This is a genomic window from Sodalis sp. RH21 (genome assembly GCF_047324175.1).
GTDB lineage: Bacteria > Pseudomonadota > Gammaproteobacteria > Enterobacterales > Enterobacteriaceae > Acerihabitans.
This window is the reverse complement of the sequence record NZ_CP178732.1, coordinates 521,825-533,004: the sequence shown is the minus strand read 5'-3', so window position 1 is coordinate 533,004 and position 11,180 is coordinate 521,825. Positions and strand designations below refer to the sequence as shown.

Annotated in this window: 9 protein-coding genes; 2 read left to right on the top strand and 7 right to left on the bottom strand. The window is 56.2% G+C overall.

Annotation, left to right across the window (positions count from 1 at the left end; all coding sequences use genetic code 11):
• Positions 1–32: 32 nt before the first annotated feature.
• Both ACL2XP_RS02500 and ACL2XP_RS02495 read right to left on the bottom strand, forming a co-directional pair.
• Positions 33–917: an NmrA family NAD(P)-binding protein gene (locus ACL2XP_RS02500; protein WP_413737005.1), complete on the bottom strand. Its 885-nt coding sequence runs from the start codon at positions 915–917 to the stop codon at positions 33–35.
• Positions 918–1,104: 187 nt separating this feature from the next.
• Positions 1,105–1,923 (bottom strand): SDR family NAD(P)-dependent oxidoreductase, encoded by an 819-nt coding sequence (locus ACL2XP_RS02495; RefSeq protein ID WP_413737004.1) that lies wholly within the window; start codon positions 1,921–1,923, stop codon positions 1,105–1,107.
• Positions 1,924–2,075: 152 nt separating this feature from the next.
• On the opposite strand from ACL2XP_RS02495, the gene ACL2XP_RS02490 reads away from it, so the two are divergent.
• Positions 2,076–2,657 carry a TetR/AcrR family transcriptional regulator gene (locus ACL2XP_RS02490; RefSeq protein WP_413737003.1) on the top strand — a complete coding sequence of 194 codons (582 nt, stop codon included), beginning with the start codon at positions 2,076–2,078 and terminating at the stop codon, positions 2,655–2,657.
• On the opposite strand, the gene ACL2XP_RS02485 is transcribed toward ACL2XP_RS02490, so the two are convergent.
• From ACL2XP_RS02485 to ACL2XP_RS02470, 4 genes are all read right to left on the bottom strand, one after another.
• Positions 2,629–3,246 (bottom strand): TetR/AcrR family transcriptional regulator, encoded by a 618-nt coding sequence (locus ACL2XP_RS02485; RefSeq protein ID WP_413737002.1) that lies wholly within the window; start codon positions 3,244–3,246, stop codon positions 2,629–2,631. The two genes, ACL2XP_RS02490 and ACL2XP_RS02485, sit on opposite strands and share 29 nt — an antisense overlap.
• A 103-nt stretch (positions 3,247–3,349) precedes the next feature.
• Entirely contained in the window at positions 3,350–4,753 is a 1,404-nt protein-coding gene (locus ACL2XP_RS02480) for an efflux transporter outer membrane subunit (protein WP_413737001.1), read from the bottom strand.
• The gene (locus ACL2XP_RS02475; protein WP_413737000.1) at positions 4,746–7,886 is read right to left on the bottom strand and encodes an efflux RND transporter permease subunit; all 3,141 of its coding nucleotides are present in this window, start codon (positions 7,884–7,886) and stop codon (positions 4,746–4,748) included. Before ACL2XP_RS02475 ends, ACL2XP_RS02480 begins: the two co-directional genes overlap by 8 nt.
• A 10-nt stretch (positions 7,887–7,896) precedes the next feature.
• The gene (locus ACL2XP_RS02470; protein ID WP_413736999.1) at positions 7,897–9,036 is read right to left on the bottom strand and encodes an efflux RND transporter periplasmic adaptor subunit; all 1,140 of its coding nucleotides are present in this window, start codon (positions 9,034–9,036) and stop codon (positions 7,897–7,899) included.
• 173 nt (positions 9,037–9,209) lie between these two features.
• Here ACL2XP_RS02470 and ACL2XP_RS02465 point away from each other — a divergent pair, with 173 nt between their 5' ends.
• Positions 9,210–9,803 carry a TetR family transcriptional regulator C-terminal domain-containing protein gene (locus ACL2XP_RS02465; RefSeq protein ID WP_413736998.1) on the top strand — a complete coding sequence of 198 codons (594 nt, stop codon included), beginning with the start codon at positions 9,210–9,212 and terminating at the stop codon, positions 9,801–9,803.
• A gap of 17 nt (positions 9,804–9,820) precedes the next feature.
• Here ACL2XP_RS02465 and ACL2XP_RS02460 read toward each other — a convergent pair whose 3' ends face one another.
• Complete coding sequence (locus tag ACL2XP_RS02460) at positions 9,821–10,318, bottom strand: DUF1003 domain-containing protein (protein WP_413736997.1); 498 nt, start codon at positions 10,316–10,318, stop codon at positions 9,821–9,823.
• Positions 10,319–11,180 lie beyond the last annotated feature (862 nt).

Here is an 11,180-nt window from a genome sequence, read left to right as displayed (position 1 = left end):
AAGAAAAGGATAAGGAATCAAAACGGCGGCCTTTAACCGGCGGTCCGCGGGACAAAATCAGCCCGATGCTCGCGTATCCAAGCGATAACCGATCTGGCGGGCAGCCCGGTCAGGTCCTGCACGTCGGTGGTGGTCGCGGCAAACATACCCTGTCTGATTTGGGTTTCCACCACCAGCAAGCGATCGATGACCTGGGACGTCAGGCCGGCATCCTGGTAGACCCGTCGTTGTTCTTCAACGGTACGGTAGCGGTATTTTATCAGCCGTCCCTGACTCTCCGAGAGATAATCGGCGATATACCCCATCGTCACCGCCGCGGGTCCGGTCAGGCGATAGGTTTTATGGCCGTGGCGCTGCTCGCCCTCCAACAAAATACGCGCCGTGGCGGCTACCACATCGCGGTCGTCCACCAACCCGACCCGCCCGCTGCCCGCCGAGCCGCCCCATTGCCCCCGCGGCACGAAAGATCGCGCCGCGGCGAACACCCGATCCATGGAAAGCGACGGCCGCACCAGAGTGGTCAGCGCCCCCCGAGCGGCGAGATAGGCGTCGGTTTCCCCCTGCGGTTCATAGCCCGGGTACCCGCGCCCATCCACGGTAGCGCTTTGCGCGACATTAACCAGATACGGAACCCCGGCCTGGAGCGCCGCATCAATCAAGGCCAGATCGTACCGGGCCAGGCCGCCGACGGCGCCGGTCCACAGGCAAGCGCGATCGGTATCCCGGAACGCCCGGCGCAGAGCACCGCTATCTTCCGGATCGACGGACATAAACTCGATATTATCCCCGCCGCAGGCGCTCCGCGCGGGAAGGGAATCCGTCATTAGCATACGTACCCTGATTCCCCGGCCGGCAAGGGCCCCGGGTAAGGCATCCCTTAGCGTCCCCGTGCCGCCCGCAATGGTGATCCTGGTCATGGGACTGACTCCTTTTACCATTAACATCGCTATCGCAAACGATAGCGATTGGGAAATTATGCATACATACCAAAGGGTTGCGCATCCATATTATTGGGGTTAACAATGTCACCAATACACCGGCTTTTCAAGGTATATCACTATTATCTATCACCCGCGGCGGCCGCTACGCTCGATAACCTCCAGCTTATCGCGGCAAATAGCGGGACCCGGGCTGTCCCCGGTTGATGGCGCCGACTAACGCCTGTCGCGCCTGTTCGTAATCGTCCAGCAGCACGGCGGTTTCCAGCGAAGGCAGCGTAATCAGTTCCCCCTGATCCAAGCCGGCCAGGGCGGCATCCACGCATTGCGCGGCATCCATCACCGTTGCGGGATCGAGGCTGGCAAGAGGGACGCCGGAAATTTCCCAAATCTCGGTGGCGGTCGACGCCGGTGCCACCAGTTGAATCCTGACATTGGTCCCGGCAAACTCATTTTGCAGCCCCATGGTGAAACCGAGTACAAAAGATTTGGTCCCGCTATAAATACTGCTGCCCGGTATAGACGTGAAGCCCAGTACCGATCCGATATTGATCAACGTACCGTGATTGCGCGCCCTGAACCCCGGCAGCACGGCCAAACTTAGCCTGGTCAGCGCGGCAATATTTAAATTCAGGAGCGACGCCAGCACAGGTAAAGGCGTCTGTTCCGCCGGCGCCAGATGCGAAGTGCCGGCGTTGTTTACCAGTAAAGTAATGGAGTCGTCGGCGGCAATGGCGTCGACCACGCCGTCCAAATCAGCGGCGGCGGCCAGATCGGCCGCCAGTGCGCGCGCCTTAATGCTATAACGCGTTCCCAGTTCTTGGGCGATAGCGTTCAGCCGGTCGCCGCGACGCGCCACCAACAGCAAATCATAGCCTCTTTGCGCCAACCGCTCGGCATAGACACGGCCTAGCCCTGAGGAGGCGCCGGTGATGACCGCGGTTCCCGCGCCATTAACAATATTATTATTAGATTGTTGATTCATTTTTTTCTCCTGACGATTGGAATAACCCTCAAAGCCCGATGGGGAAGGGTCGCCATCAAACATGATACTCATCATGCTTGATGATTTTAAGCATGACGACTATCATGTATGCTTGTCAAGCCTAATCATTTATCTCGAATCAAGGACCCACCATGCGATATCCCGCCGCCGAAACCGCCGAAAAACACACGCGCATTCTGCAAGAGGCCGCGCGTTTATTCCGCGAGCGCGGTTTTTCAGGGGTGAGCGTGGCGGAGATTATGAAAGCGACCGGCCTTACGCACGGTCCGTTTTACAATCACTTCTCGTCTAAAGAGGCCTTGATGAAGGAGAGTATTGAATATGGCGCCGGCGAAACGCTGGCAAACCTTGCGACGGCCAGCGCCACGCCCGAGGGGCTGATGGCCTATATCGATGATTACCTCAGCGTTGCCCATCGCGATTGCCCGGCGCAGGGCTGCCTGGTGGCGACCCTGGCCACTGAAATCGGCCGGGAAAATGCCGTGCGTCCTCCGCTGACCCGGCTGGTGGCCGCCACCGTTGACCGTCTGGCCCAGTGGTTTCCCCGGCGTGCCGGGAAGGAAGCCAGGGGCGACGCCATCCGCGTTTACGCGTCCATGGTGGGCGCCATTATCCTGGCGCGTGCGGTGCAAGACGACAAACTGTCGCGGGAAATTTTACGGGAAGTTAATAGCGGGATAAAAACTATGCTGCCCCCGGGGGGAACACCGTAGAAAAAATATGCAGATAGAGCTGGCAAAGCTGTTCGCGATCCACCCGTTGCTGCTGGGTAAGAAACCGCAGCGCGGTACCTTCGCTCAGCACCGCGATCAGTTCGGACAAGGCCGCAGCGCGATCGGGAGTTAATTGCGGATAGATACCCTGCAACATATCGCACCCCTGGCGGAATAACCGGGCATCCGCTTCGGTTAAAATTTGCGCCACCCTGGGATTGCGCGTGGCTTCCGCGGCAATCTCCAGCATCAGCGCCTGATTAATTTCGGCTTCGTCCCCGTCAAGCAGGCTTTGATTGGTCAGATCGTCCGCCAGGCGATCCAAATCGTTGCCGTTGTCCAACATCAGCTGGATGCGATGTTTTACGATGCGCTGGACGATTTCTTCGATAATGGCTTCTTTATTGGTAAAATAACGATAAATTTGCCCAACGCTCAACTGCGACAGGGAGGCGATTTCCGCCATGCCCGCGCCGTGAAATCCACGCCGCCGGAAGCTGATCCTGGCCGCCGCGATAATCTGGTTGCGCCGCTCGGCAATGCGCTGCTGCCTGGCGGAGGGATTCTGGTCTTTTTCCTCAACGTGCATGCTGGTTTTCCACCCCTTTGCGGCGCTGTCGTGTCGATAAGATAAGCGTTCAGTCAGGTTATTGCCCGGCTTATGCGGCGGGCGGGCGATATCCATAACCTGATTATGGCTTCCATCCGCCCCCCAGCACTTTATATAAGGTTATCTGCTGATTCAATAGCCCTAATTGCGTGGAAATCTGCGTCTGCTGCGACGCGTACAGCGAACGCTGCGCCACCAGGACATTCAGGAAATTATCGACCCCCTGGCGATACCTCAGGCTGGAGATGTCATAATTTTGCTGATTGGCCGCGGTATCGCGAGCGCGGGCGGTCAATTCCTCCCGATAGGTAGCCTGGCCGTCCAGCGCATCGGACACCTCTTTGAACGCCTGCTGGATGGCCTTTTCATAATTCGCCACCGCAATTTTTTCCGCAGTATCGGCGATAGCCAAATTGGCCTGGTTTGCCCCGCCGTCAAAGATAGGCAACGTCAGGGCGGGCACAAATGACCAGGCCCCGGTGCCGCCCTCCAGCAAATGGCCGAGACTGCTGCTCGACGATCCGCCCGCCGCCGTCAGGGTAATGCTGGGGAAAAAAGCGGCCCGCGCGGCGCCGATATTGGCGTTGGCCGCTTTCAAGGTATGTTCCGCCGCGAGGATATCCGGTCGCCGGGTCAACAAATCCGCAGGCAAACCGGCCGGGGTGGGCGGGAAATGCCAGGTTTTATCCAGCCGCGCATCAGCCAGCAGGCCGGCGGGCAGCGGCGCCCCGGCCAGCAGGGTCAGCGCGTTGGCATCCTGGCTAACCTGGCGGGTGTATTTAGCGATATCGGCCTCGGCGCCGCGCATCGTGGTTTCCGCCTGGGCCAAATCCTGGATCGAACTGACGCCGGCATCATAGCTCAGTTTGGTCAACCGGTAGGATTGCCCCTGGCTGGCGGCGGTTTGCCGGGCCAGCGCCAGTAAATCGTTATCGGCGCACAGCGACAGATAACCGGAGGCCACTTCGGAAACCAGGCTGATTTGCGTCGCCCGCTGCGTCGCTTCGGTAGACAGATAACTCTCCAGCGACTTATCGCGCAGACTGCGCAGCCGGCCGAAAATATCCACTTCCCATGAGGTTACCCCCAGGTTGGCATCATACTGATGGTAGGTTACCGGCCCAGAAGTCTGGGTATTATAAAGGTTGCCCGGCAGATGCTGCGCGGTTTGGCTGGCCGATAGATCCACCGTCGGCAATAAGGCGGCGCGGTTAATCCCGAACTGCGCCCGCGCCGTCTCCACGTTCAGCGCGGCCACCCGCAAATCGCGGTTATTATTGAGCGACAGCTCGATAAGCCGGCTGATCGCCGGATCGGTAAAAAAGGCCTGCCAGCCGATGTCCGCGCCGGCGACCGGTGCCGCGCCCTTCCAAGTACTGGCTACCGGCAATGCGGGACGATGATAATCAGGCTGAAGCGTACAGCCCGTCAATGCCGCAATAAAAAGCCAGGGGAGCATGGCCGGGCGGGCATGGTGCTTATTCATGGGAGACTACCTCGGTTTGGCGTTCCGCCTGACGGTTTTTCCCGCGGCTGAACAGCCGGACCACCACCACGTAGAACATAGGAACAAAAAAGACGGCCAGGAACGTGGCGGTCAGCATGCCGCCCACTACCGCCGTGCCGATGGAGTGCTGGCTGCCGGCGCCGGCCCCGTGAGAAATCACCATGGGGAATACCCCGAGAATAAACGCCATGGACGTCATGATAATCGGCCGGATACGCAGCCTGGCCGCGGCAATGGCGGACTCAACCAGCCCCAGCCCTTCCTTTTCGTGCAAATCCTTGGCGAATTCCACGATCAGGATGGCGTTCTTGGCCGCCAGTCCGACGGTAGTCAGCAGCCCCACTTGGAAAAACACATCATTTTGCAACCCGCGCAGCAGCACCGCGCCGATGGTGCCCAAAATACCCAGCGGTATCACCAGCAGGACCGAAATAGGAATGGACCAGCTTTCATACAGCGCGGCCAGGCACAGGAACACCACCAGCACTGAAATGGTATACAGTGCCGGGGTTTGCGAGCCGGAAAGCTGCTCCTCATAGGACAATCCGTGCCATTGCACCTGAAATCCCGCCGGCAATTTGGCGGCTATCTCGTCAACCGCGGCGACGGCGTCCCCTGAACTGTAACCGCTGGCCGGCGATCCCATGATTTCCACGGCCGACGTACCGTTAAACCGGTCATAGCGCGGCGATCCATAAATCCATTCCCCGCTGCCGAAAGCCGAGAACGGCACCATTTGCCCGCTGCCGTTACGGAAGTACCACTGATTGAGGTCTTCCGGCGTGACGCGCGCGGTAGCCCGACCCTGGATATAGACTTTTTTCACCCGGCCCTGGTACATAAACTGATTCACATAGCTGGAACCCCAGGCGGCTGACAAGGTATCATTAATATCCGCCAGACTTAGGCCCAGCGCCCGGGCGCGTTCATCATCGATATGCAGTCGGTATTCCGGTTCGTCCTCCATGCCGTTGGGCCGCACCGCCGATAGCCGGTGATCCTGGGCCGCCAATTGCAAGAACCGGTTGCGTGCCGCCATCAGCTTTTCATGGCCCTGGCCGGCGGTATCTTGCAGGAAAAAATCGAAACCGGTGGCGTTACCCAATTCCATTACCGCCGGAGGGATCAGGGCAAACACCTTGGCCTCTTTTAAGGTGGCGAAATGCTGCATCGCCCGCCCGGCCAAGGCCCGCACCGTCTGGTCCCGATCGCGGGCGCTCCAGTCCTTGAGTTTGACAAAGGCCATGGCGGAGTTTTGCCCGCGCCCGGAAAAACTGAAGCCGTTGGCGGCGAAAACCGAACTCACCACCGGGGATTCATGTTTCAACAGGTAATCTTTCATATCGGTCAACACGGCCTGGGTGCGTTCCGCCGAGGCGTTGGCCGGCAGGGTCACTTGCATCATCATCATGCCCTGGTCCTCGTCGGGCAGAAACGAGCTTGGCACCCGGGTAAACAGATAACCGGTGACCAGCACGATCGGCAAATAGATCAGCATAAACAGGTTGCGTCGGGAGATAACCGTCCCCACGCTTTGGGTATAACGCAGCGTGCCGGCATCGAACTTGCGGTTAAACCAGCCGGAAAAACCGCGATTGGAACGCTCGCCGGCGGAAGGTTTGAGGATGGTGACGCATAACGCCGGGGTAAAAATCAGCGCCATCAATACCGACAAAGCCATGGCCGACACGATGGTGACCGAAAATTGACGGTAAATAATCCCGGTGGAGCCGCTGAAAAAAGCCATTGGCACCAGTACCGCCGACAGCACCAGGGCGATGCCGAACAGCGCCCCCTGGATCTGCGCCATGGATTTGATGGTGGCCTCTTTCGGACCGAGTTTCTCCTCGGCCATGACGCGCTCGACGTTTTCCACCACCACGATGGCGTCATCCACCAGCAGGCCGATGGCCAGCACCATGCCGAACATCGTCAAGGTATTGATCGAATACCCGAAGGCGGACAGCACCCCAAAGGTGCCGAGCAATACCACCGGCACCACCATGGTGGTCACCAGGGTCGCGCGCAGGTTTTGCAAGAAGAGCAGCATCACGCAAAAGACCAGGACAATGGCTTCGAACAGCGTTTTGACCACTTCTTCAATGGATGCGCCGACCACCGGGGACGTATCGTAGGGATAGGCTATTTCGACATTTTGCGGCAGGGACGATTGCAGATCGGCGATGGTGGCGCGCACGGCCTTGGTGGTATCGAGGATATTCGCCCCGCTGGCCAGGCGCAGCGCCATGCCTGAAGACGGCAAGCCATTAAATACCGACGAGATGCTGTAGTCCTGCGGGCCGAGATCCACCTTGGCCACGTCGCTCAACCTGACCTGGGAGCCGTCGCTATTCACCTTGAGAAAGATATTCTCAAACTGCTTTACCGTTTCCAGCCGGGTCTTGCCGATGATAGTGGCGCTGATTTTACTGCCTTTGACCGTCGGCAGACCGCCCAGTTTACCGGAGGAGACTTGTACGTTCTGCTGGCTGATGGCGGTGGAAACATCGCTTGGGATCAACTGATATTTATACAGTTTGGCGGGGTCGAGCCAAATGCGCATGCCGTATTCGGAACCCATCACCATAAAGTCCCCCACCCCTTTGGTGCGGGCGATGGGATCTTCCAGTTTCGATACCAGCAGGTTGCCGAGGTCGGCGTCGCTGAGCCTGCCATCCGAGGAAATCAGGCTGACGACCATCATAAAATTGGCCTGGTATTTGGCCACCCGCAGGCCCTGGGTCGTCACTTCGTCCGGCAGTTGGGATTCCGCCAGCGAGACTTTATTTTGCACCTGCACCTGGGCGATATCCGGGTCGGTGCCTTGATCGAAGGTAGCGATAATCGTGGCGCTACCGTCGCTGTTGCTTTGTGATTCAATATATCGCAGGTTATTCAACCCGTTGAGCTGCTGCTCAATTACCTGCACTACCGTATTTTGCACGGTGGCCGCCCCGGCGCCTGGATAGGTCACACTCACCGAAATGGCGGGTGGCGCGATATTGGGATATTGGTTAACGGGCAGAGATAAAATTGACAGCCCGCCGGCCAACATCACGATTATCGCGATCACCCAGGCAAAAATTGGGCGTTCGATAAAAAACTTCGACATCTGATGCCCCTTATTGAGCCGATGAATCGATAATGGATGACTTATTGTCAGTCTTGGCGGGGGTGGAAGCCTGGCGTTCGGTCGCGCTGACCTTGAGGCCCGCCCGAACATTTTGCAGACCATCGGTAATCACCCGTTCCCCGGCGCTTAATCCCTGGGAAACCAGCCACTGGCCGCCGATCATCTCGCCGGTCACGATGGCGCGTTGCTCGACGCCGCTGTCGGCATTGACCACCAGCACATAAGGCTGGCCCTTGATATCGTGGCCGACCGATTCTTGTGGCACCAAAATGCCCTGGTCCTGTACGCCCTGCTGCAAGATGGCGTGCACAAACATACCCGGCAGCAATTCATTTTGCGGATTAGGGAAAGCGGCGCGCAGGGTAACGGAGCCGGTGCCCTCGTCGACCGTCACTTCGGAAAATTGCAGTTCTCCTTCCTGTGCGTACCGGCTCCCGTCCTCAAGGGTCAATTGTACCGCCGCGGCATGGTCGCCGGCGGCCTTCAGCCGGCCATCGGCCAGGGCCTTGCGCAGCCGCAGAAGTTCCTGCGATGATTGACTGATATCCACATAGATGGGATCGAGCTGCTCGATGGTGGTCAAATAGGCGCTTTGGCCGCTGGTGACCAAGGCGCCTTCGGTATACACCGAACGACCGATATGGCCGGAAATAGGCGCGTTAACCTTGGTATAATCAAGATTGACCCGCGCGGTTTGCATATCCGCAGCGGCTTCCCTGGCGCTGGCCGACGCATCATCATATTGCTGGGCGCTAATCGCATGGGCGTCGGACAGGGGTTTATACCGCCGCGCCACCGCCGCGGCGTTATTGAACGTGGCCAGCGCCCGATCGTAAGCGGCTTGGTAGCTGGCCGGATCAATCTGGTATAGCTGCTGCCCGGCTTTGACTTCGGTTCCTTCCGTAAACAGCCGCTTTAAAATAATGCCGCTGACCTGGGGACGGACTTCGGCGCTGCGCACCGCTGCGGTCCTGCCCGGCAGGCTGGTGGACAGGGTAACCGGCTGCGTGCGCAGCGTGATGACGCTGACCGCTACAGGTAACGGCGCGGACTGGCTGGCGGAGGGGGATTGCCGGTCGCAGGCGGGCAACGTCAGGACCAGGCTGAGGATGATGAATTTTGGATACATAAGCGACTCACAGTGATTGAGAATGATCATTCTCGAATAGTCGCTACTATAGCAGCCGGAACCGGCAGTTAAATGTTCAGATTAAGTTAAGAATCATTTCCTCAAATGTGTCGGAGCCAACACAGTCCTTGTACGGTATTGACCGGACCAATACGTACGGCTATATTACTTCAATGGCTAGAGCATCGCATAAAAACCAAATTCTGACCGTCGGCATGCAGGTCGTTAACGCGCAAGGCTTTGCCGGCGCGAGCGTACGGGATATCGTGCAGGCGGCAGGCGTACCGCAAGGGTCATTTACCAATCATTTCGCCTCCAAGGAAGCATTTGGCTTAGAAGTGATCGATCTTTATTACGCCAATAGGCTTAACGTCATCAACGCCACGCTGCGCAACGACGCGCTGCCTCCGCTGGAGCGCCTGCGCGCCTATCTCGACGCCGGCATAAACCGGCTTAATCAAAATAATATGCGGGATGGCTGCCTGTTTGGTAACTTTATGGCCGAAGCCAGCGGCTGGAGCGAGCCGATCCGCCGGCGGCTGGTCGAAGTACTCGGCGAGATTCAGCAATCCATCGCCTATTGCCTGCGCGCGGCCGTTAATGCCGATCGGCTGGCTGGCGATACCGACTGCGATGAAATGGCGGCCTTTATCCTGGCTTCGATGCAGGGCGCCATTTTATTGGCCAAAGCGCAGCACGACCCGGCCCCGGCGGAACGTTTCAGGGATATGCTTTTTTCGACGATATTGCGCCGTGATTCCGACTAGCACGCCCCGGCTTCCCATTATCCTTGCTTAAGTTTAATCTCTTCCAGCTGCTTGGTGATTTGCGCCAATTGTTCTTTTATTGAAGATACGATATCGCCTTCCAGATAGTCGATTTTATCGTGTAATGCATACATCTCCAGGTCGGATTTAACATTCACATTTGATGCAATCTCGGCGCGAAAGCGATCGACCTCCCCTTCCCGCTTTTGGCTCATCATAATTGCCGGCGCGGTATAGGCCGCCTGGAAGGATAAAAACAAATTCAAGAGAATAAACGGATAAGGGTCAAAACCGCTTTTTCCCACCGTAAGGTTATAACCGCACCATGCAGCAATGATAATGGATTGGATGATAATAAAGGTCCAAGTACCAATGATTGCCGTGATCCTGTCCGCCAGCCGCTGTCCTAACGTCCGGGGCGCGCCCGAATCCGAAGAAGGCATTAGCAGCGTGGCATGTTCGCTTCTGCTGCTGGCCCGTAATTCGTCAAGCTGTTTTTTCGACCTTGCATCCATTTTGCTTGCCTTTATAGACCTAATTGATTGAGTTAATAAGATTTTTATATATTTTAAAATTATAAATTATAATTTCTGTTTTTCCACTTAGCCCAGCGGTAAATTTTATATAAAATTATGTCTGAATTTACCTGATTGGATGCGGTATCAGCATACCCACAAAGTGGTAGCCCGGCCCGGGGGCGCAAACAAATTCTACCGATAAAAACACACCGCCAGGGACTTAAAATTTTGGCAAAAAATTTTCCCCTGCCGCCAGACAGCCTGTAGAGCGGGCAAGCGGAGAATACGTTTGGGGGCTGAAGGGGGCGGCCTATCCCTGCTTTAACTTTTCACATATGGCTGGGTCCTGGGATGCTAATAGGGTGGTTTACACCATTAGTAACATGATCTACTCAAATATCCGCTCCTCCTCCCATCGATTTTTCAGGTACGACCTTGTCCCGATTATTCAGTTTTCATCGAGAATGAATTAAATCATACCAATACTGCCAATAACCCATCATAAATTTAATTATTTGATTTATTTGATAAATTTTTATTTCATTAAATTATCTCATCTATTTTTTAGGCAGTAAAATGAGATTCTACTGACAAAAAAACATTTTTTCAGAGAATGTTGAAAATTAGCATTGCCTTCTGTGGCGTAAGTCTTATATTGTGTGAAGTAGCCGCTAATTGTGAGCTTGCTAACATTATCATCCAAATTTTTAAATATATTGAAAGGAAGACTTGTCATATAGTATACTAAAGTTGTAAATTTATAGTTCGCAGTTGGGATGAACGTTACCATTCCCATTTATGCTACCAGCTCAAAGCATCAGAATGTTAAAATCATAGATATACATATCTAAATGACGGA